Origin of the sequence: Streptomyces lydicus (assembly GCF_004125265.1) — a bacterium.
Lineage (GTDB): Bacteria > Actinomycetota > Actinomycetes > Streptomycetales > Streptomycetaceae > Streptomyces > Streptomyces lydicus_C.
The window spans coordinates 3,839,176-3,865,970 of sequence record NZ_RDTE01000003.1 but is presented as its reverse complement, the minus strand read 5'-3'; the positions used below and the strand labels follow the sequence as shown (position 1 = coordinate 3,865,970).

The window sequence follows — 26,795 nt, the reverse complement described above, 5'->3', positions numbered from 1 at the left end:
CGCCGCCACGACGCCACACCGCCGGACACCGGTCCCGTCGGACACCGGTCCCGCCGGTCCCGCCGGAGATAATCGCCGCCATGAGCGATGACCAGACGCCCGCCGGAAACCCGGAGCCCGGCGGTTCCGAGCCCGGGACGCCCGGGCCCGGGACGCCCGAGCGCGGCGGCTCCGAGCGTGGCGGTCCCGAGCGTGGCGGTCCCGAGCCGGCGGAGATCCGGTTCTTCGGCACCACCTGGGTCCACCACGACGGCGGCTACGTCCTGCGCCGGGCCGGTGCCGCCGTGGGCTCGCTCGCGCTCGCCGCCGCCGGGGCGGTCGTACTGCGCTTCGCGTTCCAGGGCCTGGAGATCGCCGCCGTCGGGCCGTTCGTCGGCATCCTCGTCGTCGCGGGCTTCGCCATCTGCAGCGCGCTGGCCTTCCGCCGCACCTGGGATGGCTTCGTCCGCCGCCCCGATCCGGCTGCCCGGAGCGCGGCCGACGCGTCCTCCCAGGGCCTGATGCTGATCGGTTTCATCGGCTCGCTGCTCGCCTACTTCTGCCGCAGCCTCGTCGAGGCCCCGGGGGAGAGGCTGCACCGCGCCGAGTACACCGCGGCCCGTGAGCGGTACGCACGCCGCCGCGGCGCCCGCACCGGCAATCCGGCCGCCAAGAAGTCCCGGCCCAAGAAGCGCCGCTGAACGGGCCGGAGCCTCAGCGCTTCGCGTACCGGGCGGCCATCGTGCGGAACACCTCGCGCGGCTCCCAGCGGGTCTCGTCGAGCATCCGGACCACGCCGTACGAGGAGAGGTCCGCGCCCTTGCGGGTGTTGAAGGCGGCGAAGGTGAACCAGAGCGCGGTGTCCACGCCCTCCTCCTCGAAGATGTCCAGCAACTCGTTGAGGTAGCGCACCTGCTCGCCTTCGTCGGGCTCCGCGCCCTCCGGCGGCTGCCAGGCCATCCCGCCCCGCTCGCCCGCGCCCCGGTAGGCGCAGGTGCCGAACTCGGTCACCGCGAGCGGCTTGCCCCGGCCGAGGTGCGCGCGCAGTTCGTCCAGGAACGTCGTGGCGTTGTACGCGGCCCGGTACGCGTCCACACCGATGATGTCGAACGGCTGCCAGTCGACGGACTCCCACGGCCCCGAGGCGTAGCTGATCCGGCCGCCGAAGCGGGAGCGGACCCGCGCGGCAACCTCGGCGAGGAAGCCGTTGAGCCGTTCCTGCACGGGGCCCAGCGCCATCCACCAGTCCAGGTCCGCGGTGGCCATCGCCTGCAGCCGGTCGCTGTAGGTGTCCCCGGGGATGAAGCCGGCACAGAACGCGCTCAGCTCGCACCCGGCGACGAACACCACCTCCGCCCCGCCCGCCCGTACGGCCTCGGCCCGTTCCGCGCAGTCGGCGAAGAACGGCAGCAGCTCCTCGGGGGTGAGATCCACCGGGAACGGGGCGAACCACACCTCCAGACCGGCGTCCGCGGCGCACTGCGCGGCGAGGCTCAGCCGCTCCGGATCGCCGCCCGATATCCGCACCGCGTCGCAGTGCAGCTCACCGGCGATCACCGCGAGGTCCTGGCGCACCGCCTCGACGGTGAACGTCTTGCGGGAAAGGTCCTCGCCGGGGAGGAACCCGGTGTCGTAGTTGATGCCCCGTGCGCGCATATCGCCTTTCACTTCCCTCTCTGGTCTGCGTGGTCCGTGTGGCCCGCGTGGTCCGTGCGGTCTGCGTGACCTGCGTGGTCTGTACGGTCCGTGCGGTCGTTGTTGCTGGTGTCGTCGGTGTCGTCGGTGTGGTCCCTGTGGTCTCCGTGGCCCCTGCGGCCTTTCGCCCGGCCGGGCCGTCGGGTGGTGGCCGGCCCCGGAAGGTGCTCAAGTCCGTGGGCCAGCAGGTCGAAGGTGAGCTCGACGTCCTCGGCCAGCTGTCCGCGGGCCGCCGCGAGCGAGCCGCCGGCGGCCAGCTGCCGGAAGAACGTCTCCTGGAGAGTGACCAGCGCGGCGCTGACCTGAGCCGCCACCAGCGCGGCCGTGCGCTCGCCGTGCTCCTCGGCCAGTACCTCCGCCAGTCGTTGCCGCTGCTGGTAGAGCAGCGCGTTCGTGGCGCCGCTGAGCGCGGGGCTGTCGAAGATCACCCGGACCCGGGAGACCAGCACCTCCGGGTCCACCCCGGTCATCGGCCCGGCGGCGAACGCCCGGTAGTGCGCCCGCAGCGCGTCGAGTGCCGAACGGCCGGGCGCCCGCCCGGCGACGATCCCCGCCAGATCGTCGTCCCCCACGCCCTGCAGGGCGAGCGACTCCTTCGTCGGGAAGTACGCGAACAGCGTCGCCTTGGCCACCTCCGCGGCCTCGGCGATCTCGTTGACCGTCACCGCCTCGAAGCCGCGCTCGGCGAACAGCCGCCATGCCGCCGCCGAGATCCGCCGCCGGGTCTGTTCCTTCTTCCGCTCCCGCAGTCCAGCCATGGGCGGATAATAACCGGACCGGGGTCAAAAATGAACCGGGTCTGACTTTTTCTGCGGGCCCTGCGCGTCCTCCGTGCGGCAGGCAGGATGAGCCGTACGGAAGACAGGATGAGCCGTACGGAAGACAGGACGAGCCGAACGACGGGCAGGACGAGCCGTACGCCGCACCGCATCCCCGAGGAGCAACTTCCCCTGATGGAACCGTCGTTGCCGCAGTCCCCGCCACCGGCCCACGCCACCCTCGCCCGTTCCTTCGACGCGGTGGCCGCCCAGTACGCCGCCGCCCGCCCCGGCTATCCGCCGGCCCTCTTCGACGCCGTCGAGGAGCTGGCCGGTCAGTCGCTGGCCGGGGCGCGGGTGCTGGACGTCGGAGCCGGGACCGGTATCGCGACCGGGCTGCTGGCCGGGCGCGGAGCGCGGGTCACCGCCGTGGAGCCGGGGGCCGCGATGGCCGCCGAGCTGCACGCCGCCCATCCGGGCACGCCGCTCGTCCGCGCCCTCGGCGATGCGCTGCCGTTCTCCGACGAAGCGGGCTTCGACCTCGTCAGCTACGCACAGGCCTGGCACTGGACCGACCCGGCCCGCTCCGTCCCTGAGGCCCTGAGGGTGCTGCGGCCCGGCGGCGCCCTCGCGCTGTGGTGGAACATCCCCGACCCGGACGTCGGATGGGCCGCCGAACAGGAGGCCCGGCTCGCCCGCCGGCTGCTCGGATACCACCGCCACGGCGTCGCGCCGGAGGCCCCCGACCTGCTCCGCGGCCTCGGCCTAGGCCTGGAGCCCGCCTTCCGCGTCCTGCACTGGACGCGGCGGGTCCCCCTCGACACCCACCTCGCGATGCTGGGCAGCCGCTCGCACTTCTCCGCCATCGGCCCGGCGGCCGCGGCCCCCGTCCTGGAGGACGAGCGGACCGCGCTGCTGTCCCTCTTCCCGGACGGCATCGTCGAGGAGGCCTACGCGCTCGACCTGACCGTCACACTCCGGCCGCCTGCAGCGGGTGAGCCCGAGGCGGCACGACGCTGATCCAGCCGCTACGGGCCGAGGGCACCCCGTGCGAGGGGCCGCCGACCCCGCCCGCTACTGCCCTTCCCCTTTCCCTTCGGGCTTCCCCTTGCCGTACAGCCACGTGTCGAACAACCCGGTCAGATCCACATCCGTGCGCTCCTGGCAGAAGGCGATGAATTCCTTCGCGTCGGCGGTGGAGTAGCGGTACTTGGCGGGCCACTCCTTGAGGATCCGGAAGAAGGTCTTGTCGCCGACCGCGTTCCGCAGCTCCTGGAGCAGCATCGCGCCCCGCTCGTAGACGGGGACCCCGGTCACATTCTTCGCCTCGCCCGGATTGCCCGGCGGGAAGGCCCAGCGCTGCGGGTCCGTCTTGTCCTTGTAGAGCGCGTCGAACTGCTGCTGCGGGGTCTTGCCGCCCTTGTGCTCCTCCCACAGCCACTCGGCGTAGGTCGCAAACGCCTCGTTGAGCCAGGCGTCCTTCCAGGTCTTCGGGGTCACCGAATCGCCGAACCACTGGTGGGCCATCTCGTGCACCACGGTCACGGTGTCCGGCGCCCCCGCGTAGACCGGCTTGGTCTGGGTCTCCAGCGCCATCCATGTGATCCGGTCCGGGGTGTCGTCGACGATCGCGCCCGCGGAGGAGAAGGGGTAGCGGCCGAACAGCCCGCTCTCCCACTTCAGGATCTCCGGCAGCTGCTCCAGCGGCCCCTTGCTCGCCTTGGCCTCCGCCGGGTCCACCGCGACGTACAGCGGCAGCCCGCCGGCCGTACGGGAGCGGTGGACGTCGAAGCGGCCGATGGTGGCGGTGGCGAGGTAGCTGGCCATGGGCTGCCCGTTGTGCCAACGGAAGGTGGTCCGGCCGCCGGCCGTTCTCTCCGACCGCAGATCCCCGTTGGCGACGGCGGTATAGCCCTTCGGCACGGTGATCGTGAAGTCGTAGGCCGCCTTGTCCTCGGGGTGGTTGTTGCCGGGGAACCAGGTCATGGACCCGGCGGGCTCGCCCGAGACGAACGCCCCGTCGGCGGTCTTGACCCACCCCTCCGTCGTACCGTCCGGATCCTTCAGCTCCTGAGGTGTGCCGTTGTAGTCGACGGTCGTACGGAACTGCGCGCCCTTCCTGAGGCCGTCGGCCGGCCGGACGATCAGCTTGTGTCCCTTACGGGAGAACGCGGCGTCCTTGCCGTCGACCCGTACGTCCGACACCCGCAGCCCCTGCAGATCGAGTTGGAAGGACCGCAGGTTCTCGGTGGCCTCGGAGGTGATCTGGGCGGTGGCGTCCAGCCGCTTCCTCTTCACGTCGTAGTCGAGATCGAGCCCGTAATGGCGGACCTGATAGCCGCCGTTGCCGAGCGACGGGAAGAGCGGATCGCCCACCCCGCCACTGCCCGCCGCTCCCTGGACACCCCCGGTGCCGTTCGTGCACGAGGAGAGCAGCAGGGCGACGGACAGGGCGGCGGTCGCACCGCAGTAGCGGAAAGGCCGGCGAATCACAGCGCTCCAAGGGTCGGCGGTCACAAGCATGCCGACCCTACGGTCATTTCCGCCGCAACGCCGGGCCATTCCGGTTGGGTTGGGTTGGGTTGGGTTGCGCTACGGGGCCTGGGGTGTGTCAGGGGGTCTGTGTTGCCTTACGGGGCCTGGGCTGCCCCTACGGGCTTGAGTTTCCCCTAAGGGCTTGAGCTGCCCCTACGGGCCTGGGCTGCCCTACGGGCTTGAGTTTCCCCTACGGGGCGACCGACGGTGTCTTCTCCCGGGTGGTCCCGTCCGGTCCGCGCCGCTGCTGCTCCTCCCAGTTGCCGAGCGCCGCCGCACACGCATGGTCGAGATGCCGCAGCCCCGACAGATCGAGCTGGATCTCCCGGTCCTTGGGCAGCGCCTCCAGCTGGTCGAGCAGCTTCGGCAGCCGCAGGAAGGTGGCATGGCCCAGGGCCCGTACGAGGATGGGGCGCCGGGGGCCGGAGCCGTCCGTCCCGCGTCCGTCCGTCCCGAGTCCGTCCGCCCCGTATTCGCCCGCCCCGAGACCGCCCGTGGCGTCGCCGGCCTTGGCGCCCCCGGTGGCCGGTGCCACCGGCTCGTCCAGCCCCACGATCTCCAGGTGGACGTGCGAGGTCTCCCACGCCGACTTGGCCACCGCCATCAGCAGCCCCAGCAGCACCCCCTCGAACATATTGGTGGCCACGATCGCCACCGCCGTCGCGGCGAGCACCACGGCCTCACCCCGGTGCTCACGCCACAGCGGACGCCACTGCTTCACCGGCAGCAACTTGCCGCCCGCATGCACCAGTACACCGGCCAGCGCCGCGAGCGGCACCACACCCAGTGCCGCCGGGAAGGCCACCGCGAAGAGCAGCAGCCACGCCCCGTGCAGCACCCGTGAGGCCTTGGTCCGGGCCCCGGCGTGCACATTCGCGGCGCTGCGGACGATCACCGCGGTCATCGGCAGTGCCCCCAGCAGGCCGCACACCGTGTTGCCCGCGCCCTGGGCCATCAGCTCCTTGTCGTAATCGGTCCGCGGCCCGTCGTGCAGCCGGTCCACCGCGGCCGCGGAGAACAGCGACTCCGCCGAGGCGATCAGGGTGAACGCCAGCACGGTGCCCAGCGCACCGGCCACCGCCCCCGCCTCCGTCAGCCGCAGGAAGTCCGCGCCGCTCGGCGGCTGGACGACTTCCAGCAGGCCCGCCACCTCGACCCGGGCCACCGGCAGTTCCAGCATCCACACCACGAGCGTCGCCAGCGACACGGCCACCAGCGGCGCCGGCACCACCCGCGCCGCACGCCGCCACTTCGGCCACAGCACCAGCAGCACAACGGTCCCCGCGCCCACCGCCAGCGCCGTGAGCGAGGCGCCGGACCCGGCGGTGTCCGCCACCAGTTTCGGCAGCCCGCCCAGATTCGCCGGCCCGCCGCCCGGCGCCTTGGCGTCCGCCAGGGCGTACAGCTGCCCGGCGATCAGCACCAGCCCGATGCCCGCGAGCATCCCCTGGACGACCGCCACGGAGATGGCCCGGAACCAGCGCCCGAGCCGCAGCGCCCCCATGGCCAGCTGCAGCACCCCGGCGATCAGCACCAGCGCGCCCAGCGTGCCGAGCCCGTACTCCTTCACGGCCTCGTAGACCAGCACGGTCAGCCCCGCGGCCGGGCCGCTGACCTGCAGACTGCTGCCGGGGAGTAACCCGGTGAGCAGTCCGCCGACGATCCCGGTGACCAGCCCCAGTTCGGCCGGTGCCCCGGACGCGACGGCCACCCCGACACACAGCGGGACGGCGACGAGAAAGACGACGAGCGAGGCGGTGACATCGGCGCGCCAGACCGACAGCGTCTGCCGTGACGGTATGGACGGCCGGAACGGACGTTGACGGGCAACACGGGACCTACGCATGGGGATGCCTCCAACGAGTGCGAGCTGCGGTGACGCACGGATACACACGGGTACGCACGGCCGGGAACGACCGCGAACGGATACGAACTGACGCGCACGAGCGGATGCGCACGGATGCGCACGAGCAGACGCCGGGCGATGGCGATGGAGATGGCGATGGAGATGGCGACGGAGATGGCGACGGTCCCAACGGCCGGTGCTCGACGGCCTGTTGCCCGCGCTATGGCTGCTGACGGGTACTGAGCCGGGCACGGCCAGGCGGCGCGTGCCATGAAGGGACATGACAGGACACGAAGGGACACGAAGCGAGCGAAGAAAAGTGACGACCGGATCCGTCGGATACGAGGACTCGGATACGGGGACAGGGAGGGCCCTGCGAACACGCGAATCGAGGAGACCCGTAGGGGCGGCTCTCAGCTCTTAGCACTCCGCCCTCTTCGCCCGTGCCCTCTCTTCCCTCTCCGCCCTCTTCGCCCGTGCCCTCTCTTCCCTCTCCGCCCTCTCCGCTCTCAGCAGCGGAAGACGGCGTGCTGGAGCGCTAGTTCGCCGGATCTCATCAGGGGCACGGCCTGCCGTCCGGTCAGCGGGACGGTCAGGCGCAGCCCGCCCCCGGTCCCTTCCCGTCCCCGTCCGGCGGTCGAGACGGCGGTGACCGGTGGCGTCGGCGCGGTCACCGAGGACGTGGAGCGCCCGTCGCGGCGCGGCGGGCAGCGGTCACTGCCGGATTCCGGATGCTCCGAGGCCGAGGTATCGGACGCCCGGGGGTCGGTGCCCGAGGGAGCCGTACGGCCGGCGCCGTTCGTGGCCGGTGCGGCCGGCGCATGTTCTCCGTACACGGCCTCCGCGCCGAGGGACAGGGCCAGCACGACGGTCACGACGATCAACAGGAGCCGGCCGAGGCCGCGGACCCGGATCTTCGCCATCGTCGCCCCTCCCGGCGCGGCTGGACAGGTCACTCCCATTGTGTCCAAGCCAACGCGCAGGACCACAGGCCTATTTGTAACCACCCTGTAAACGCGGAGTTATCGACCACGAACGGCCGGTTCTCTTCACTACCGCGCCCGCCGGTGTGCACGGTGCCTTGCCATGCGCCGCCCCCGCACCACACCCGGCCGCATCACCACCCCAACGCCTCGGCCACCCTCGGCCTCCCCCCCCTGAGCATGCCGCCGTTCCCACTCCACCCGCCCCCCTGCAGCACGCCCCCTCGCACCCTCGTCCCTGTCCCTGCCCCATCCGCCACCCCCTTCCGAGCCCTTGACGCTCCACCCCACCCGGAGCATTATTCATCGCATGATGAATTACGGTCGCGACCCCGCCGGTCCAGACGGCATCCCCGCCCCAGCCGACCAAGTCGTCCCCACCACCCCCACCACCCCCACTACCCCCGCCGTCCACGCCCACGGCCTCACCGTCATCCGAGGCAGCCGCACCGTCCTCGACGCCCTCTCCTTCGACGTGCCCCGCGGCCGCATCACCGGCCTCCTCGGCCCCTCCGGATGCGGCAAATCCACCCTGATGCGCGCCATCGTCGGCACCCAGGCCAAAGTCACCGGCACCCTCGACGTCCTCGGCCGGCCCGCCGGCGACCCCCGGCTGCGTCCCCGTATCGGCTATGTCACCCAGGAGCCGTCCGTCTACGACGACCTCACCGTCCGCCAGAACCTCGACTACTTCGCCGCCGTCCTGCACCCCGGCCGGGCGGCCCGCGCCCGGCGCCGCGAGACTGTCACCCGCGTCATCGAGGACGTCGACCTCACCCGCCGGGCCGACGCCCTCGCCGGCAACCTCTCCGGCGGCCAGCGCAGCCGGGTCTCCCTCGCGGTGGCCCTGCTCGGCGCCCCCGAACTCCTCGTCCTCGACGAACCCACCGTCGGCCTGGACCCCGTCCTCCGCCGCGACCTGTGGCACCTCTTCCACACCCTCGCCACCGACCGCGGCGCCACCCTCCTCGTCTCCTCGCACGTCATGGACGAGGCCGAGCGCTGCCACCGGCTGCTCCTGATGCGCGAGGGCCGCATCCTCGCCGACGGCGCACCCGACGCACTCCGCGACCGCACCGGCTCCCCGACCGTCGAGGCCGCCTTCCTCCACCTGGTCGACGAGGCCAGGGCCGCGGCCGCCCCGACGGCGCCCGCCCCGACGGCGCCCGCCCCGACGGCGCCCGGCACCGCCACCCCCAAGGAACCAGCACGATGACCACCGCACCTCGCCCCGAATCTCGCCCCGCACCTCGCCCAGACACCGCGCCCCAGCCCGCCGACGCACCGAGGCCCACCCCTGCTCCGAGCTCCACCCCTGCTCCGCGCTCCGCCCCCGCACCGAGCTCCGCCACCCCTCCGCGCTCCGCCCCCGCACCGAGCTCCGCCACCCCTCCGCGCTCCGCCCCCGCCCCCTTCTCCCCGTCCCGCACCCTGGCCACCGCCGCCCGGGTCCTGCGCCAGCTCCGCCACGACCCCCGCACCATCGCGCTGATGCTCGTCGTCCCGTGCGTGATGATCGCCCTGCTCCGCTACGTCTTCGACGCCCGCCCCGAGACGTTCGACAGCATCGGCGCCTCGCTCCTCGGCATCTTCCCGATGATCACGATGTTCCTGGTGACCTCCATCGCCACCCTCCGCGAACGCACCTCGGGAACCCTGGAACGCCTGCTCGCCCTGCCCCTCGGCAAGGCCGACCTGATCAGCGGCTACGCCCTGGCCTTCGGCCTGCTGGCGATCGTCCAGTCGGCCCTCGTCACGGCCCTGTCCGTCTGGGGCCTCGGCCTCGACATCACCGGCTCCGCCTGGCTGCTCCTGCCCGTCGCCGTCCTGGACGCCCTCCTCGGCACCGCCCTCGGCCTGTTCGTCTCGGCCTTCGCCGCCTCCGAATTCCAGGCCGTCCAGTTCATGCCCGCCGTCCTGATGCCCCAACTACTGCTCTGCGGCCTGTTCACCCCGCGCGACACCATGCAGCCGGCCCTGGAAAAGCTCTCCGACCTCCTCCCGATGTCCTACGCCGTCGACGGGATGAACCAGGTCCTCACCCACCCCGACCTCACCGGCGACTTCCTCCGTGACGTCATCGTCGTCAGCGGCTGCGCCCTCCTCGTCCTCGCCCTCGGCGCCGCCACCCTCCGCCGCCGTACGAGATGACCCCGCCTGGAGGACGGACACAGCGGCACCCCACGGCGGGACAGCCGAACCCGATGCCGGACCCCATGCGGAACCCCATGCGGAGCCCGATGCGGAACCCCCACGGTGCGAGGATGGCCGGGAAACGCCCAGCGCAGCGGAAAGGTGAACCCGCACGATGACCCAGAAGGTCGCAGTACTCGGCACCGGAAAGATCGGCGAAGCCCTGCTCAGCGGAATGATCCGAGGCGGCTGGGCACCCTCCGACCTCCTGGTCACCGCCCGCCGCCGGGAACGCGCCGAGCAGCTGCACGCCCGCTACGGCGTCGAGGCGGTCAGCAACGCCGAGGCCGCCAAGTCCGCCGACACCCTCATCCTCACCGTCAAGCCCCAGGACATGGGCACCCTGCTGACCGAGCTGGCCCCGCACGTCCCCACCAACCGCCTGGTCATCAGCGGCGCCGCCGGCATCCCCACCTCCTACTTCGAGGAACGCCTGGCCGCCGGCACCCCGGTCGTGCGGGTCATGACGAACACCCCCGCCCTCGTCGACGAGGCGATGTCCGTCATCTCCGCCGGCACCCACGCCACCGGCGCCCACCTCGCCCGCGCCGAGGAGATCTTCTCCGGCGTCGGCAAGACCCTCCGCGTCCCCGAGTCCCAGCAGGACGCCTGCACCGCGCTCTCCGGCTCGGGCCCGGCGTACTTCTTCTTCCTCGTCGAGGCCATGACCGACGCCGGCATCCTCCTCGGCCTGCCCCGCGACAAGGCCCATGACCTCATCGTCCAGGCCGCCATCGGCGCCGCGGTGATGCTCCGCGACAGCGGCGAACACCCCGTCAAGCTCCGCGAGAACGTCACTTCCCCGGCCGGCACCACCATCAACGCCATCCGCGAACTCGAAAACCACGGCGTACGCGCCGCCCTGATCGCCGCCCTGGAGGCCGCCCGCGACCGCAGCCGCGAACTCGCCTCCGGCAACGGCTGACACGAACGCGGGCACCGGGACCGGCGGGGGAAAACCCCGCCGCAAGGAATCGGCGGAAAGAACCAACGGAAAGAACCAACGGAAAGAACCAGTAGGGGAACCCGACGGGGAGATCCCGACAGGAGAAGGACCCCACCCACGCGGCGGCCCCCTCCCCTCCCCTCCCCTCCTCTCCCCTCCTCTCCCCTCCCGAGGCCGGGAACCGGAAGTGGGGAGTGGCGAGTGGGGGGCGAACGCCCCAACGGGACGCCCGCCCCCTACAGCCCACACCCCACACCCCACCCCCTCACCTCCCGGGCAGCACCCCGATCGCCTCGAACGCGGCATCCACCCGCGGCCTGGCCAGCCCCCGTGCCCGCTCGGCCCCGGCCAGCAGGACCGCATCAACCAGCCCCGGCTCCGCCGCCAGCTCCGCATGCCGTGCCTGCACCGGCCGGAGCGTCTCCACCACGGCCTCCGCGACGTCCTTCTTCAGCGCACCGCACGAGTCGTACCCCTCGGCCAACCGCTCCGGATCACTCCCCGCACACGCGGCCAGCACCTCCAGCAGATTCGCCACCCCGGGCCGCCGCTCCGGCTCGTACGAGACGTCCGGCTCCGAATCCGTCACCGCCCGCATCACCTTCTTCCGCACCGCCTCCGGCTCGTCCAGCAGATAGACGACCCCCGCGGTCCGGTCCTGCGACTTCCCCATTTTCGACGTCGGCTCCTGCAGATTCTTCACCCGCGCCGCCACGGGCGGAGTCACGGCCTTCGGCACCACGAACGTCGCCCCGTACCGCTGGTTGAACCGCACCGCGAGATCCCGCGCCAGCTCCACATGCTGCGCCTGGTCCTCCCCGACCGGCACCTCATCCGTCCCGTACGCCAGGATGTCCGCCGCCATCAGCGCCGGATACGTCAGCAACGACAGCCGCACACTCCCGCCCCGGCCCTGCTCCCGCGCGGCCTTCTCCTTGTACTGGATCATGCGCCGCATCTCCCCGTCGGAGGCCGTGCACTCCATCAGATACGAAAGCCGCAGATGCTCATCCACCTGACTCTGCACAAACAGCGTGCAGAGCTCCGGATCCAGCCCCGAGGCCAGCACCAATGTCGCGGCCTGCCGACTGAGCCGCCGCACCCGCGCCGGATCGTGCTCCACGGTCAGCGCATGCAGATTCACCACGCAGAACAGAGCGTCCGCACGATGCTGGTCCACCTCGGCCCACCGCCGCATCGCCCCGAGGTAGTTCCCCAGCGTCAGATGCCCCGTCGGCTGCACCCCACTGAAGATCCGCTTACGCGCACCGGTCGCCATCGCCGAGGCCGTCGCCATCTCGTTCATCCTTCGTCTCCTGAGCTCCCGCACTCCGCAGAGTGCGCGCCGAGACCGCCGACCTCGCCGGCCGGCTACGAGAAGGAGATACGCAAACGGCCGCCGAAGCGGCGGCCGTGGTCATGCATGCGCTGCTGGTCGGCCGCCGTCAGGCGGGCCACCACAGCTGTACGGGCGCATGCGTAGTCATGCACCCAAAGTACCCGGCAATCCCTCCCCGGTCATGGGTTTGAACAACCCCAACCCCTCGTGTAGTGTCCTCCGAGTTGCCACGGAGCCGAGAGGCCCCGGGCAGCCATCCCGCCGCAACAGCGGCACACCACTACTGCACGGCCCCTCATCGGGACCAATTTCGGCATGCCGAAATTCGACCGTGACGTGATTATGCGTCAACGAGGAATTCCGCTAAAGTAGTGATCACGCCGAAAGGCGCGGCAACGCAAGAAGTCGCACCCGAGGCAAACCCCCCTCCGACGGGGAATCGGAAACGAATTCGGACCGGCAACGGAACGAAATCGGGTCTGGTAGAGTCGGAAAGGCCGGAAAGCGAAAGCGGAACGGCCGACCCGCTCCAACAGGGCGCCGGACACGGAAACGGATCTGGTAAGGTTGGAAACGCGAAGAAGCCGAAAGGCGGAAACGCACCGGCGAAAATCGGGCCCGCAAGGATCTGATAGAGTCGGAAACGCAAGACCGAAGGGAAGCGCCCGGAGATCCTGGTGAAACAGGAACAAAGGAAGCGTCCGTTCCTTGAGAACTCAACAGCGTGCCAAAAGTCAACGCCAGATATGTTGATACCCCGTCCACCGGAAACATCCGGCGGATGAGGTTCCTTTGAAAGCCCACCACGGCCCACGGGTCGGGGTGGCACACACAGCGAGGACGCTGTGAACGAGCAGACCTATTCCGTCCGCTCGTTCCGCTCTCGTGTGTGTTCACCGGCTGTAATTTATTTACTGGCCGAGTAAACATTCACGGAGAGTTTGATCCTGGCTCAGGACGAACGCTGGCGGCGTGCTTAACACATGCAAGTCGAACGATGAACCTCCTTCGGGAGGGGATTAGTGGCGAACGGGTGAGTAACACGTGGGCAATCTGCCCTTCACTCTGGGACAAGCCCTGGAAACGGGGTCTAATACCGGATACGACTACCGACCGCATGGTCTGGTGGTGGAAAGCTCCGGCGGTGAAGGATGAGCCCGCGGCCTATCAGCTTGTTGGTGGGGTGATGGCCTACCAAGGCGACGACGGGTAGCCGGCCTGAGAGGGCGACCGGCCACACTGGGACTGAGACACGGCCCAGACTCCTACGGGAGGCAGCAGTGGGGAATATTGCACAATGGGCGAAAGCCTGATGCAGCGACGCCGCGTGAGGGATGACGGCCTTCGGGTTGTAAACCTCTTTCAGCAGGGAAGAAGCGAGAGTGACGGTACCTGCAGAAGAAGCGCCGGCTAACTACGTGCCAGCAGCCGCGGTAATACGTAGGGCGCAAGCGTTGTCCGGAATTATTGGGCGTAAAGAGCTCGTAGGCGGCTTGTCACGTCGGATGTGAAAGCCCGGGGCTTAACCCCGGGTCTGCATTCGATACGGGCAGGCTAGAGTTCGGTAGGGGAGATCGGAATTCCTGGTGTAGCGGTGAAATGCGCAGATATCAGGAGGAACACCGGTGGCGAAGGCGGATCTCTGGGCCGATACTGACGCTGAGGAGCGAAAGCGTGGGGAGCGAACAGGATTAGATACCCTGGTAGTCCACGCCGTAAACGTTGGGAACTAGGTGTGGGCGACATTCCACGTCGTCCGTGCCGCAGCTAACGCATTAAGTTCCCCGCCTGGGGAGTACGGCCGCAAGGCTAAAACTCAAAGGAATTGACGGGGGCCCGCACAAGCAGCGGAGCATGTGGCTTAATTCGACGCAACGCGAAGAACCTTACCAAGGCTTGACATACACCGGAAAACCCTGGAGACAGGGTCCCCCTTGTGGTCGGTGTACAGGTGGTGCATGGCTGTCGTCAGCTCGTGTCGTGAGATGTTGGGTTAAGTCCCGCAACGAGCGCAACCCTTGTTCTGTGTTGCCAGCATGCCCTTCGGGGTGATGGGGACTCACAGGAGACTGCCGGGGTCAACTCGGAGGAAGGTGGGGACGACGTCAAGTCATCATGCCCCTTATGTCTTGGGCTGCACACGTGCTACAATGGCCGGTACAATGAGCTGCGATACCGCGAGGTGGAGCGAATCTCAAAAAGCCGGTCTCAGTTCGGATTGGGGTCTGCAACTCGACCCCATGAAGTCGGAGTTGCTAGTAATCGCAGATCAGCATTGCTGCGGTGAATACGTTCCCGGGCCTTGTACACACCGCCCGTCACGTCACGAAAGTCGGTAACACCCGAAGCCGGTGGCCCAACCCCTTGTGGGAGGGAATCGTCGAAGGTGGGACTGGCGATTGGGACGAAGTCGTAACAAGGTAGCCGTACCGGAAGGTGCGGCTGGATCACCTCCTTTCTAAGGAGCACTTCTTACCGACCTCTGGTTGGTCAGAGGCCAGTACATCAGCGAATGTCTGATGCTGGTTGCTCATGGGTGGAACGTTGACTATTCGGCACACTTGATTGGTTGTCACTAGTACTGCTTCGGCGTGGAACGTGGTGATCGGTGAAGTGGGCCGGGCACGTTGTTGGGTATCTGAGGGTACGGACTATGAGTCTGGACCTTCGCGATGCCGGCCCCAGTGAACTCAGCCTTCGGGTTGGGGTGGTGGGTGGCTGGTCGTTGCTTGAGAACTGCACAGTGGACGCGAGCATCTGTGGCCAAGTTTTTAAGGGCGCACGGTGGATGCCTTGGCACCAGGAACCGATGAAGGACGTGGGAGGCCGCGATAGGCCCCGGGGAGCTGTCAACCGAGCTTTGATCCGGGGGTGTCCGAATGGGGAAACCCGGCAGTCGTCATGGGCTGTCACCCGCTGCTGAACACATAGGCAGTGTGGAGGGAACGCGGGGAAGTGAAACATCTCAGTACCCGCAGGAAGAGAAAACAACCGTGATTCCGGGAGTAGTGGCGAGCGAAACCGGATGAGGCCAAACCAGTTACGTGTGATACCCGGCAGGGGTTGCGTGGCTGGGGTTGTGGGAGTTCTCTTTCACAGCCTGCCGGCTGTGAGACGAGTCAGAAACCGTTGATGTAGGCGAAGGACATGCGAAAGGTCCGGCGTAGAGGGTAAGACCCCCGTAGCTGAAACATTGACGGCTCGTTTGAGAACCACCCAAGTAGCACGGGGCCCGAGAAATCCCGTGTGAATCTGGCGGGACCACCCGTTAAGCCTAAATATTCCCTGGTGACCGATAGCGGATAGTACCGTGAGGGAATGGTGAAAAGTACCGCGGGAGCGGAGTGAAATAGTACCTGAAACCGTGTGCCTACAAGCCGTGGGAGCGTCGCACAGAGACTTGTCTCTGTGTCGTGACTGCGTGCCTTTTGAAGAATGAGCCTGCGAGTTTGCGGTATGTTGCGAGGTTAACCCGTGTGGGGAAGCCGTAGCGAAAGCGAGTCCGAAGAGGGCGTTGAGTAGCGTGCCCAAGACCCGAAGCGGAGTGATCTAGCCATGGGCAGGTTGAAGCGGAGGTAAGACTTCGTGGAGGACCGAACCCACCAGGGTTGAAAACCTGGGGGATGACCTGTGGTTAGGGGTGAAAGGCCAATCAAACTCCGTGATAGCTGGTTCTCCCCGAAATGCATTTAGGTGCAGCGTCGTGTGTTTCTTGCCGGAGGTAGAGCACTGGATAGGCGATGGGCCCTACCGGGTTACTGACCTTAGCCAAACTCCGAATGCCGGTAAGTGAGAGCGCGGCAGTGAGACTGTGGGGGATAAGCTCCATGGTCGAGAGGGAAACAGCCCAGAGCATCGACTAAGGCCCCTAAGCGTGTGCTAAGTGGGAAAGGATGTGGAGTCGCAGAGACAACCAGGAGGTTGGCTTAGAAGCAGCCATCCTTGAAAGAGTGCGTAATAGCTCACTGGTCAAGTGATTCCGCGCCGACAATGTAGCGGGGCTCAAGCACACCGCCGAAGTCGTGTCATTGCAACATGAGGACCAACGTCCGTTGTGATGGGTAGGGGAGCGTCGTGTGCCGGGTGAAGCAGCCGTGGAAACGAGTTGTGGACGGTTCACGAGTGAGAATGCAGGCATGAGTAGCGATACACACGTGGGAAACGTGTGCGCCGATTGACTAAGGGTTCCTGGGTCAAGCTGATCTGCCCAGGGTAAGTCGGGACCTAAGGCGAGGCCGACAGGCGTAGTCGATGGACAACCGGTTGATATTCCGGTACCCGCTTTGAAGCGCCAAATATCGAATCCATTAATGCTAAGGCCGTGAAGCCGCCCTGAGCTCTTCGGAGCGTAGGGGAGTGGTGGAGCCGCTGATCCAAGGTGGTAGTAGGTAAGTGATGGGGTGACGCAGGAAGGTAGTCCAGCCCGGGCGGTGGTTGTCCCGGGGTAAGGGTGTAGGGCGTTGTCCAGGTAAATCCGGACAGCATGAAGCCTGAGACCTGATGCCGAGCCGATTGTGGTGAAGTGGATGATCCTATGCTGTCGAGAAAAGCCTCTAGCGAGTTTCATGGCGGCCCGTACCCTAAACCGACTCAGGTGGTCAGGTAGAGAATACCGAGGCGTTCGGGTGAACTATGGTTAAGGAACTCGGCAAAATGCCCCCGTAACTTCGGGAGAAGGGGGGCCATTGCTGGTGATCCGATTTACTCGGTGAGCTGGTGGTGGCCGCAGAGACCAGCGAGAAGCGACTGTTTACTAAAAACACAGGTCCGTGCGAAGCCGTAAGGCGATGTATACGGACTGACGCCTGCCCGGTGCTGGAACGTTAAGGGGACCGGTTAGTCACATTTCGGTGTGGCGAAGCTGAGAACTTAAGCGCCAGTAAACGGCGGTGGTAACTATAACCATCCTAAGGTAGCGAAATTCCTTGTCGGGTAAGTTCCGACCTGCACGAATGGCGTAACGACTTCTCGACTGTCTCAACCATAGGCCCGGTGAAATTGCATTACGAGTAAAGATGCTCGTTTCGCGCAGCAGGACGGAAAGACCCCGGGACCTTTACTATAGCTTGATATTGGTGTTCGGTTCGGCTTGTGTAGGATAGGTGGGAGACTTTGAAGCTATGACGCCAGTCATGGTGGAGTCATTGTTGAAATACCACTCTGGTCGTGCTGGATGTCTAACCTGGGTCCGTGATCCGGATCAGGGACAGTGTCTGGTGGGTAGTTTAACTGGGGCGGTTGCCTCCTAAAGGGTAACGGAGGCGCCCAAAGGTTCCCTCAGCCTGGTTGGCAATCAGGTGTTGAGTGTAAGTGCACAAGGGAGCTTGACTGTGAGACTGACGGGTCGAGCAGGTACGAAAGTAGGGACTAGTGATCCGGCGGTGGCTTGTGGAAGCGCCGTCGCTCAACGGATAAAAGGTACCCCGGGGATAACAGGCTGATCTTCCCCAAGAGTCCATATCGACGGGATGGTTTGGCACCTCGATGTCGGCTCGTCGCATCCTGGGGCTGGAGTCGGTCCCAAGGGTTGGGCTGTTCGCCCATTAAAGCGGTACGCGAGCTGGGTTTAGAACGTCGTGAGACAGTTCGGTCCCTATCCGCTGTGCGCGTAGGAGTATTGAGAAGGGCTGTCCCTAGTACGAGAGGACCGGGACGGACGAACCTCTGGTGTGCCAGTTGTCCTGCCAAGGGCATGGCTGGTTGGCTACGTTCGGAAAGGATAACCGCTGAAAGCATCTAAGCGGGAAGCCTGCTTCGAGATGAGTACTCCCACCTCCTTTGAGGGGTTAAGGCTCCCAGTAGACGACTGGGTTGATAGGCCAGATATGGAAGCCCGGTAACGGGTGGAGTTGACTGGTACTAATAGGCCGAGGGCTTGTCCTCAGTTGCTCGCGTCCACTGTGTAGGTTCTGAAGTAACGACCTGTGATTATGCCGGGTTGGTTAACTTCATAGTGTTTCGGTGGTCATTGCGTTAGGGAAACGCCCGGTTACATTCCGAACCCGGAAGCTAAGCCTTTCAGCGCCGATGGTACTGCAGGGGGGACCCTGTGGGAGAGTAGGACGCCGCCGAACAATCATTGTGGGAAAGCCCCGCACCTTATGGTGCGGGGCTTTTCTGCGTTCCGGGACAGAACTCGTTCCAAGGGCTGAAATTTCTGGCCCGAGGAGCCGGGGCGCTGCGATTCTGTGCCGCATGACGTATGTGATCAGGCCTGTGAAGGCGGCGGAGTGGCAGCGGCTCAGGGAACTGCGGCTGGCGGCCCTGGCGGATCCGATCGCCCGGGTGGCGTTCAATGAGACGCTGGAGGAGGCCGCCGGCCGGCCCGATGAAATCTGGCAGCGCCGGGCGGCAGGCAGCGAACAGGGCGCCGCGCCGCTGACGTTCATCGGGGAGGCCGCGAGCGGGCGGTGGGGCGGCATGGTGGTGGTCCTGGTCGAGGAGGACGAGGAGGTGCCGCAGACGCACGTGGTGGGCGTGTATGTGCGGCCCGAGCACCGGGGGACGGGGCTGGCGCGGGAGTTGTTCGAGGCGGCGATCGGGTGGTCGTGGGACCTCGCGGACCCGGTGATGGAGCGCGTACGGCTGTGGGTGCACGAGGAGAATCCGCGGGCCGAAGCGCTGTACCGGTCCCTGGGGTTCGTGGCGACGGGGCGGACCATGGCCGACCCGAAGGATGTCGCCGCGCTGGAGCGGGAGATGGCGCTGAGCCGGGGCGGCGACCGGAAGGACGCCCCTTAGGGCCAGGGATCGGCGTGCGGTGTCAGGCCGGCAGGGAGTGGTGGGGCCAGCGGGCGCGGGCCTGTTCCCGGGAGCGCATGGTTGCCAGGGTGAGCAGTCCGCGGCTGCCGCCCGTTTGGAGGAGGGTGGGGAGCGCGGGCAGCGGGGCGAGGGCCGCGATGTCGTCCAGGACGAGGGTGAGTGGTGGGTCGAGCCGACCGTCAGATGACCGTTCGGCCATGCGGCGGCCGTGCTCGACCACGTGCGAGAGGAGTGCGGTGAGCAAGGGCATCGCACCCGGGTCGGTACGCGGATCCTCGATGGGATCGCCTACCACGTAAAGCGTTCCCCCCTCATCGATAAATGATTCGAGGAGGGCCGAATCTGTTCGAAGTGGATTGCAGGCGTCCCGGATATGGATGGAGGAGAGGGAGGTCAGCGCGCGTCCCACCAACTGCTGGGCCGCTTCGCGGCGTTCGGGGTGGGCGGTGAGCACCGATTCCAGCTCGCCGGCCTGGCCTCCGGAGGCCTTGGCGCTGGTGCGCAGGATGCGTACGGGCTCCTGGGCGGCGCCGGTGGTGTGTGCCCAGCGGTGCAGCTGGCGGAACGGGCGGCCGTCCACCGCGGCGGCGTGCAGCCAGCAGCGCAGCAGGGTCTGGGCGGCGTCCGCGACGGCCGAGTCCAGCGCCCCGGCCGGGCGTACGGGGGCCAGCAGGGCGGTGGCACGGGCGGCGGCGGTGGCGAGGTCGGTACAGCCGGAGGTCGGTGACCAGCGCAGCCGGGCCGGGGTGTCGAGGCGGTGCGTGGGGTCGTAGGTCAGCAGCGGGCCGAGCTTGGCGCGGGTGTCCTTGGTCTCGGACCAGAGGGTGGGGTCCGTCGTGGCGACGATCAGGGGGCCCGGGGCGGCGGCCGCGGTGGTGAGGGACGCCGCGAGGGTGACGGTGCGGTCGGTGCCGAACTGGAGGCGGGGGAGGGCGGGTTCGGTGCGCGGTTCGGTTTGAGCGGTGCCCGGGAGCGCCGGGGCGGCCGGCGGTGCGGTGCGTTGTTCGGGGACGGGGCCGATGGTGGCTGTGTTCGCGGTGTCGAGGGGCGGAGGGGGTGGTGTGACGGGCGTAACGGGTGGGGCGGGTGTGGACGGTACGGCCGGGCCGGTGGGTGCGTGTTCGCTGTACGGCAGGGGCTCAAGGGTTCCCGGAGCGGTGGGGGCCGTCTCCCGGATCGCGCCGCGGGGGGCTGGCGCCTCCCCGCCCCGCCGCACGTTCCGTCCCGTCTCGTCGGCGCCGATCGACGGATCCCGGAACTCCCGGGCCGCCCTGGCCTTCGCCCGTCGTGCCGCCCGTACGGCGCGATAGCGGGTAACGGTCCCCAGGGTGAAGATCGTCAGGACCAGCAGCACCATCAGCTCGCCGATGAGGATGCCCCAGAACAGGCCGTAGCCGGAGAGCTGGGCCTTGGGGGTGTCGGGCCAGGCGGCGGCCATGTCGTGCGGTGCCGAGACGAGATGCCGCAGCGCCATCGGCGTGCCGGGGTAGGTGACGCCGTCGGGCCAGGCGCCGTGGGTGAACAGGCCGGCCAGGCCGGTCGCGGTCCACACCAGCAGGGTCAGGCCCAGCAGGAAGGCGAGCAGCCCGATCAGCAGGGAGTCGGGGATGCCGCGTCCCCGGCCACGGGGGGCGTCGCGGTAGTAGCCCCGGTCGGTGCCTCGTTCGTCGTCGTATCCGCGCGTCACGCCACCGTCTCGCTCGACTCGTCTCTCCACTGCCGCTCCATCGCCATGGCTTCGGCGCGTGCCTCGGCCTCGGCGTCCGCCGCCGCCTGGAGGGCGCGCGCCTCATCCGTCGGCAGGGCGGACGCCTCGGAGATCGCGGAGGCCTCGGTCATCGCCCGGTCGGTGTAGACGAGCGGGCGTTCGGCCTCGGTGATGAGGTGTTTGACGACCTGGACATTGCCGTTGACGTCCCAGACCGCGATGCCGGGGGTGAGGGTCGGGATGATCTCGACGGCCCAGCGCGGCAGGCCCAGCACCCGTCCCGTGGCCCGTGCCTCGTCGGCCTTCTGGGCGTAGATGGTGCGGGTCGAGGCCATTTTGAGGATCGCCGCGGCCTCCCGTGCGGCGGCGCCGTCGACCACGTCGCTGAGGTGGTGGACGACCGCCACGAACGACAGGCCGAGCCGCCGGCCGAACTTCAGCAGCCGCTGGAAGAGCTGGGCGACGAAGGGCGAGTTGATGATGTGCCAGGCCTCTTCGACCAGGAAGATGCGCTTCTTGCGGTCGGGGCGGATCCAGGTGTGTTCCAGCCAGACACCGACGATCGCCATCAGGATCGGCATCGCGATGGAGTTGCGGTCGATGTGCGAGAGGTCGAAGACGATGAGGGGGGCGTCGAGGTCGATGCCCGCCGAGGTCGGACCGTCGAACATCCCGCGCAGGTCACCGTCGACGAGCCGGTCGAGGACCAGCGCCACGTCCAGGCCCCAGGCCCGGACGTCGTCTATGTCGACATTCATCGCCTCGGCCGACTCGGCTTCCGGGTGCCGCAGCTGCTCGACGATGTCGGTCAGGACGGGCTGCCGGTTGGTGATGGTGTCGTTCACGTAGGCGTGCGCGACCTTGAGGGCGAAGCCGGAGCGTTCGTCCAGGCCGTGGCCCATGGCGACCTCGATGATCGTCCGCAGCAGGGCCAGCTGGCCGGTGGTGGTGATCGACGGGTCGAGGGGGTTGAGGCGGATGCCGCCGTTGAGGGCGGCGGTCGGGTCCAGGCGGATGGGGGTTATCCCCAGCTCCTGGGCGATGAGGTTCCACTCGCCGACGCCGTCCTCGCCCTGGGCGTCGAGCACCACGACCTGGCGGTCGCGGAACCTCAACTGCCGCAGGACATAGGTCTTCTCCAGCGCGGACTTGCCGTTGCCGGACTCGCCGAGGACCAGCCAGTGCGGGGCCGGCAGCTGCTGTCCGTACAGCTGGAAGGGGTCGTAGATGTACCCCTTGCCGCTGTAGACCTCACGGCCGATGATCACGCCGGAATCGCCGAGGCCGGGGGCCGCGGTGGGCAGATAGACCGCCTGCGCCTGGCCGGTGGAGGTGCGTACGGGCAGCCGGGTCGTCTCCACCTTCCCGAACAGGAAGCTGGTGAACGCGTCGGTGAGCGCTCCGAGCGGATCGAGCATGGCCATGACGTACGCGCCTCCCAGCGGCTTTAGCGGCGGATTCCGGTCGCGAACGGCAGGGTGTTGACGAACGCCCGGTGGTGCTCGCGGTCGCACCACTCCAGCTTGAGGTAGGACTTGCCGGCCGAGGCGCGGATGGTGCGCTTGTCGCGGGCGAGCGCCTCGGGCGAGCGGGAGGAGACCGTGAGGTAGCCGACGAGGTTGACGCCGGCCGCGCCGGACGCCAGGTCCTCGCCGCGCTGGTCGACGCGGCCGTGGTGGGCGACGTCCCGCGGGTCCACCACCCGGTTCATCTTCGCGGCGCGGCTGGCCTCGGCGTCGTCGTTCGTCTTCTCCGTGAGCATCCGCTCGATGGCGATCTCGGTGGGCTCCAGGTCCATGCAGACCGCGACCGTACGGATCACGTCCGGGGTGTGCACCAGGAGGGGCGCGAGGAAGTTGACGCCCACCGGGGTCAGCGGCCACTCCTTGACCCAGGCGGTGGCGTGGCACCACGGTGCGCGGGTCGTCGACTCCCGCGTCTTGGCCTGCAGATACGTCGGCTCCATCGCGTCCAGCTCGGCCGGCCAGGTGTTGCGCTTGCTCATCGCCTGGATGTGGTCGATGGGGTGGTCCGGGTCGTACATGGAGTGCACGAGGGAGGCGAGGCGGGCCTGCCCGAGTGGCTGGCGGACGCGGATGTCGGCCTCGGCGAGCCGGGCGCAGATATCGGTCAGCTCACGGGCCATGACGACGGCGAGACCGGCGTCGCGGTCCAGCTTCTTGCGCAGCAGCCCGCCCTGGTGCATATGGGCGGCGCGCGCCATGGTGTGCGCCTCGGCGGCCAGCTCGCGGGTGTAGTGCATACAGGCGACGAGGTAGGCGCGGTGCTGCTCGGAGGAGGTGGAGACCATCGACTGGAGCTGGTCGTAGGACTCCTGCAGCCAGTCGGGGGAGTTCTTGTCGCCGCGCTGGGCGACGTCCTTGGCATGGGCGTCCGGGTCGGCCGGCAGCGTCCTGGCCAGCATCTGCAGCCGGGTCACGAAGCCGTCGCCGTTGGCCACATGCTTGAGCAGCGTCCCGAAGCGGTCGACCAGCGCCTCCTGGTCCTCGCTGTCGCGCAGGCCGACGCCAGGACCCTCGATCTCGATGGCGGCCGTCACCGTCTTGCGGTCGGCGTGCAGCAGCACCGCGATCTCGTCCGGGCCGAACGGGGCGGAGAGCCAGTTGATCCGGCCGATGCCGGGCGGCGGGCCGACCTCGATCTCCCGGCCGTCCAGCCGGACGCCCGCCTCGGCGGCGCCGGAGCGGTAGGTGGCGCCGCGGCGGACCGTACGGCGGAAGCTGCGGCGGATCTCGAACCACTTGTAGAACGTACGGCCCTTGTACGGCACGTAGACGAGGGCGAGGGCCAGCACCGGGAAGCCGGTGAGGGACACGATCCGCAGCGGCAGCATGGGCACCAGCAGCCCGCACATCATGCCGAGGAACGCCCCCGCGATGATCAGCGCGATCTCACCGGTCTCGCGGTTCTTGCCGACGATCGCGTTGGGCCGGGCGCGGCCGATCAAGTACGTGCGACGTGGCGCGATCGGGTGGGACTGCGTGCTCAACGCCCCTCACCTCCTGCTGATTTTCCGGTGCGGGAGCTGCTGCCCGGGCCGGGGTTCGTACGGGGGGCGGGGGTGGCGGGGGCCGAGGAGCGGCCGCCGCCGGTGCGGGAGCTGTGTGCGGCGACACCGCCGGCCACCGCGTCGGCCGGCCGGGACTGGCCGCCCTGCGCGCCCTGCTGCCCGCCGCCGTCCCCGCCGGACCGGCGGGAGCTGTGGGTCTTGATGCCCTGGGACACCAGCGCGGCGGGCGAGGAGATCATCGCGGCGGCCTGGCTGCCATCGGTGGCCCGGCCCTTGTTCGTACGGGCCGAGACCATCTCGTCGCCGAAGCCGGGGACGAAGCGGTAGATCACCGCACTGGCGAAGATGGCGAGGACGATGATCGCGAGGCCGGAGACGACGGCGGAGAAGGCGTTGGGGCCCTTGTCGTGGGAGAGCGCACCGGCGATGCCCAGCACGATCACGATGACCGGCTTCACCATGATCACCGCGATCATGATGCCCGCCCAGCGGCGTACGTGCCCCCACATGTTCTTGTCGACCAGCCCGGCGTAGACGACGGTGCCCAGCAGCGCGCCGACGTACAGCAGCGCGGCCCGGATCACCAGCTCCAGCCACAGCACACCGGCGGCGAGCACGGAGACCAGCGACACCACGATCAGCATGATCGGGCCGCCGCCGATGTCGGTGCCCTTAGTGAGCGCCTGTGAGAACGCTCCGAAGAAGGTGTCGGTCTGGGCCCCGGTCCCCTTCGCGATGATCTCGGTGACCCCGTCGGTCGCCGAGACGATCGTGTAGAGGATCAGCGGGGTGAACGCGGAGGCGAGCACGGTCAGCCAGAGGAACCCGACCGCCTCACTGATCGCCTCCGTGAGCCGCACCCCGCGCACCGCCCGCTTGGCGACCGCCAGGAGCCACAGGACGAGGGTGAGGATGGTGGAGGCGGCGAAGACGACCGCGTACTGCCGCAGGAAGGCGGTGTTGGTGAAGTCGACCTGGGAGGTGGCCTTCACCGCGTCGGAGAGCTTGGTGACGATCCAGGCGGCGGCCTTGGCACAGCCCTTGGCGAGGGAGTCCAGGGGGTCGAGGGGGTTGTTGTCGGTGAGGCCGCCGGGGGGTTTGGGGGCGCCGGAGCCGGGGGTGTCGTCGGATTGGCAGTAGTTCTTGGCGGGGCCACGGACCAGGTCACAGGGGTCGCTGCTCGGGGTGGGGCTCGGCGCCGCGAAGGCACGCGAGGCCAGGAGCACAGCTGTTGTCTGGACAGCCGTCACCAAAGCGGCGAGCGAGAGGGTGCGGCGGTGACTTTTAGCGGGCATAGGTGAACCCTCCGAACCCTTGCACGGCCTTGGTCATGTCCTCTGCCGACGCGGCAGCCTGGTCCCTCCCGACCGGAGCGGGACCGTCCTTCTGCGTGAAGTTCGTGACTTTCCAGCCACCGCCCGTCCACTGCAGATCAAAGGTGTTGGTGTACCAGCTCTCCGTGACAGGGTTCTTGGACTGCGCTCCTGCGAGGCCGAAGAGAGCGGAATACCAGACCGAGATCTTGGCGGTGTCACCCTTGAACGATTCGGTTTTTGTGCCGACCGGGTTGGCCCGCGAAACGAAGGTCATGTTCTTGGGCGCGGTGCCGTCCGGCTTGAGACCGATCCGGCCGAGGAAGGCATGGTCGGAGTACACCTTGTCGAGGTCGTTCTTGCGTGCCGCAGCCACCGATGGCGCATAGACCGCTTGGGCGATCTCGTGCCGCCTGTTGGCCTGGTACATGCCATCGCTGGTGAGCGCCACCGCATAATTCGCCGCCGCCGACTGCGCCCCCTGCTCCGTCTTCGCGAAGCCCGACGCGATCCCCCCGTTCTTGCCCGTGACCGGCTTGGTGCCGGTGGGGGCGGTGGGCTGGGACTGGTCGGTGTCCTTGGGGGAGTCGCCGGAGGGGGTTTCGCTGTTGCCGCTGCCGCCGCGGTTGGCGAAGGCGATGGCTGCGAGCAGCAGGACGATGACGCCGACGATGGTGATGAGGTTGCGGCTGGACATGCCGGCGCGAGGCCGTCGTGCCGAGCCGTAGATGTCACCGTCGCTGTCGGGAAGTCTGGTCCGTGTCTGGCCCGTCTCGGGACCGCGGTGGCCGTCGCCGCCGTAGCCGCCGTCGTCACTGAGACTCATCGCGCCTGTGCCCCCTCTGCCGCCGTCGCCGTGCGTGCCGTAGTTGTGCCGCCCTCATATGACCGTAGCCGCGCGGGCGGCGGCTCGGGTGCAGCGGTACGAGTACATCTCACCGTGACGGGTCCTCAGATGCGGTACCGCGGCGGCGAATGGGGGACTGTGGGGCATTTGTGGTCATCGCCTGCTCCGCGGTTGCCGTCGCCTTCTTGCGCCTTGTTGCTTCCGGGTGCACCTGTCCCCGCGCGGCGGCCCGCTCAATCGGTCCGCTGGTGGCGGGGGTGGCCGGAGCGCGGGAAGCGGGGCCGTCGGGCCGGGCGTGAGGGGGCGTCAGCATGGGGCCTCGGCAGGGAGGTGGGGCCGGTGGGAGCGAGTGGGGGCACGGGACGGCGGAGAGAGGTCGGGCGGGGGCGCAGGGGGAGCGGCCCGGGGACGGACGCGGGCCGGGGTGTGCACCGCTCGGCCGGCCCCGGCAGGCCCTCGGGTGTGGCCGCGCTAGACCGCCATGCCGTAGACGATGGTGAACAGCGTCCCCAGGGAGCCGATGATGAAGACGCCGGTCAGACCGGCCACGATCAGGCCCTTGCCCTGCTCGGCGCTGAAGGTGTCGCGCAGCGCGGTGGCGCCGATGCGCTGTTTGGCGGCGCCCCAGATCGCGATGCCGAGGCAGAGCAGGATCGCCACCGCCATGACCACTTCGACCATCACACGGGCCTCGTTGCCCAGGCTCCCGAACGGTCCCCAGTCCGGGGCGATTCCGCCGATGATGGTGGTGATGTCGCCCTTTTCGGCCGCAATGAACATGTGTGAACTCACCGCCCCTTGGTGGGTAGTTGTGTGCCCGTGCCGACGCGGCGCGGGTCGCTCTCTATCTTCGCTGACGA

General features: G+C 68.3%; 18 protein-coding genes and 3 rRNA genes. 9 read left to right on the top strand and 12 right to left on the bottom strand.

Annotated elements, in window-relative coordinates; translation table 11 throughout:
* The first annotated feature begins 80 nt into the window (after nucleotides 1-80).
* Nucleotides 81-680 carry a hypothetical protein gene (locus tag D9V36_RS19350; protein WP_129294882.1) on the top strand — a complete coding sequence of 200 codons (600 nt, stop codon included), beginning with the start codon at nucleotides 81-83 and terminating at the stop codon, nucleotides 678-680.
* Between the two features lie 13 nt (nucleotides 681-693).
* Here D9V36_RS19350 and D9V36_RS19345 read toward each other — a convergent pair whose 3' ends face one another.
* Complete coding sequence (locus D9V36_RS19345) at nucleotides 694-1,635, bottom strand: hypothetical protein (protein ID WP_129294881.1); 942 nt, start codon at nucleotides 1,633-1,635, stop codon at nucleotides 694-696.
* A gap of 8 nt (nucleotides 1,636-1,643) precedes the next feature.
* Nucleotides 1,644-2,432: a TetR family transcriptional regulator gene (locus D9V36_RS19340; RefSeq protein WP_129294880.1), complete on the bottom strand. Its 789-nt coding sequence runs from the start codon at nucleotides 2,430-2,432 to the stop codon at nucleotides 1,644-1,646.
* Nucleotides 2,433-2,627: 195 nt separating this feature from the next.
* Between D9V36_RS19340 and D9V36_RS19335 the strand changes: the two genes are divergently transcribed.
* Nucleotides 2,628-3,452 (top strand): class I SAM-dependent methyltransferase, encoded by an 825-nt coding sequence (locus tag D9V36_RS19335; RefSeq protein ID WP_129298536.1) that lies wholly within the window; start codon nucleotides 2,628-2,630, stop codon nucleotides 3,450-3,452.
* Nucleotides 3,453-3,506: 54 nt separating this feature from the next.
* Here D9V36_RS19335 and D9V36_RS19330 read toward each other — a convergent pair whose 3' ends face one another.
* The 3 genes from D9V36_RS19330 to D9V36_RS19315 all read right to left on the bottom strand — a co-directional run bounded on the left by D9V36_RS19330 (nucleotide 3,507) and on the right by D9V36_RS19315 (nucleotide 7,736).
* Nucleotides 3,507-4,925, bottom strand: coding sequence for a M1 family metallopeptidase (locus D9V36_RS19330; RefSeq protein ID WP_241720940.1), 1,419 nt, complete (start codon nucleotides 4,923-4,925; stop codon nucleotides 3,507-3,509).
* A 232-nt stretch (nucleotides 4,926-5,157) separates the two neighbouring features.
* On the bottom strand, nucleotides 5,158-6,813 hold the full coding sequence (locus D9V36_RS19325; RefSeq protein ID WP_129294878.1) for a SulP family inorganic anion transporter: 1,656 nt from the start codon (nucleotides 6,811-6,813) through the stop codon (nucleotides 5,158-5,160).
* Between the two features lie 509 nt (nucleotides 6,814-7,322).
* Complete coding sequence (locus D9V36_RS19315) at nucleotides 7,323-7,736, bottom strand: hypothetical protein (protein ID WP_129294876.1); 414 nt, start codon at nucleotides 7,734-7,736, stop codon at nucleotides 7,323-7,325.
* Nucleotides 7,737-8,106: 370 nt separating this feature from the next.
* On the opposite strand from D9V36_RS19315, the gene D9V36_RS19310 reads away from it, so the two are divergent.
* From D9V36_RS19310 to proC, 3 genes are all read left to right on the top strand, one after another.
* Entirely contained in the window at nucleotides 8,107-9,012 is a 906-nt protein-coding gene (locus D9V36_RS19310) for an ABC transporter ATP-binding protein (protein ID WP_241720939.1), read from the top strand.
* 215 nt (nucleotides 9,013-9,227) lie between these two features.
* Nucleotides 9,228-9,947 (top strand): ABC transporter permease, encoded by a 720-nt coding sequence (locus D9V36_RS19305; RefSeq protein ID WP_129298534.1) that lies wholly within the window; start codon nucleotides 9,228-9,230, stop codon nucleotides 9,945-9,947.
* A 157-nt stretch (nucleotides 9,948-10,104) separates the two neighbouring features.
* Nucleotides 10,105-10,914 carry a pyrroline-5-carboxylate reductase gene (gene proC / locus D9V36_RS19300; protein WP_129294875.1) on the top strand — a complete coding sequence of 270 codons (810 nt, stop codon included), beginning with the start codon at nucleotides 10,105-10,107 and terminating at the stop codon, nucleotides 10,912-10,914.
* A gap of 286 nt (nucleotides 10,915-11,200) precedes the next feature.
* Here proC and trpS read toward each other — a convergent pair whose 3' ends face one another.
* On the bottom strand, nucleotides 11,201-12,241 hold the full coding sequence (gene trpS, locus D9V36_RS19295) for a tryptophan--tRNA ligase (RefSeq protein WP_241720938.1): 1,041 nt from the start codon (nucleotides 12,239-12,241) through the stop codon (nucleotides 11,201-11,203).
* Between the two features lie 962 nt (nucleotides 12,242-13,203).
* Between trpS and D9V36_RS19285 the strand changes: the two genes are divergently transcribed.
* The 4 genes from D9V36_RS19285 to D9V36_RS19270 all read left to right on the top strand — a co-directional run bounded on the left by D9V36_RS19285 (nucleotide 13,204) and on the right by D9V36_RS19270 (nucleotide 19,015).
* Nucleotides 13,204-14,732: ribosomal RNA gene (locus D9V36_RS19285) — 16S ribosomal RNA — on the top strand.
* A 303-nt stretch (nucleotides 14,733-15,035) separates the two neighbouring features.
* A 23S ribosomal RNA gene (locus D9V36_RS19280) occupies nucleotides 15,036-18,157 on the top strand.
* A 74-nt stretch (nucleotides 18,158-18,231) separates the two neighbouring features.
* Nucleotides 18,232-18,348 (top strand): 5S ribosomal RNA (gene rrf / locus D9V36_RS19275).
* The 16S, 23S and 5S rRNA genes sit together here, the layout of an rRNA operon.
* 121 nt (nucleotides 18,349-18,469) lie before the next feature.
* A complete protein-coding gene (locus tag D9V36_RS19270; RefSeq protein WP_129294874.1) occupies nucleotides 18,470-19,015 on the top strand; it encodes a GNAT family N-acetyltransferase in 546 nt (181 codons plus the stop codon).
* Between the two features lie 22 nt (nucleotides 19,016-19,037).
* Here D9V36_RS19270 and D9V36_RS19265 read toward each other — a convergent pair whose 3' ends face one another.
* From D9V36_RS19265 to D9V36_RS19240, 6 genes are all read right to left on the bottom strand, one after another.
* Nucleotides 19,038-20,723 carry a TraM recognition domain-containing protein gene (locus D9V36_RS19265; protein WP_206739837.1) on the bottom strand — a complete coding sequence of 562 codons (1,686 nt, stop codon included), beginning with the start codon at nucleotides 20,721-20,723 and terminating at the stop codon, nucleotides 19,038-19,040.
* Nucleotides 20,720-22,162: an ATP-binding protein gene (locus tag D9V36_RS19260; protein WP_129298531.1), complete on the bottom strand. Its 1,443-nt coding sequence runs from the start codon at nucleotides 22,160-22,162 to the stop codon at nucleotides 20,720-20,722. Before D9V36_RS19260 ends, D9V36_RS19265 begins: the two co-directional genes overlap by 4 nt.
* 29 nt (nucleotides 22,163-22,191) lie before the next feature.
* Nucleotides 22,192-23,754, bottom strand: a complete 1,563-nt coding sequence (locus tag D9V36_RS19255; RefSeq protein ID WP_129294873.1) for an SCO6880 family protein — start codon at nucleotides 23,752-23,754, stop codon at nucleotides 22,192-22,194.
* Nucleotides 23,751-25,070: a hypothetical protein gene (locus D9V36_RS19250; RefSeq protein ID WP_129294872.1), complete on the bottom strand. Its 1,320-nt coding sequence runs from the start codon at nucleotides 25,068-25,070 to the stop codon at nucleotides 23,751-23,753. Before D9V36_RS19250 ends, D9V36_RS19255 begins: the two co-directional genes overlap by 4 nt.
* Nucleotides 25,060-25,914, bottom strand: a complete 855-nt coding sequence (locus D9V36_RS19245) for a hypothetical protein (protein WP_129294871.1) — start codon at nucleotides 25,912-25,914, stop codon at nucleotides 25,060-25,062. Before D9V36_RS19245 ends, D9V36_RS19250 begins: the two co-directional genes overlap by 11 nt.
* 492 nt (nucleotides 25,915-26,406) lie before the next feature.
* The gene (locus D9V36_RS19240; RefSeq protein ID WP_031067282.1) at nucleotides 26,407-26,715 is read right to left on the bottom strand and encodes a hypothetical protein; all 309 of its coding nucleotides are present in this window, start codon (nucleotides 26,713-26,715) and stop codon (nucleotides 26,407-26,409) included.
* Nucleotides 26,716-26,795 lie beyond the last annotated feature (80 nt).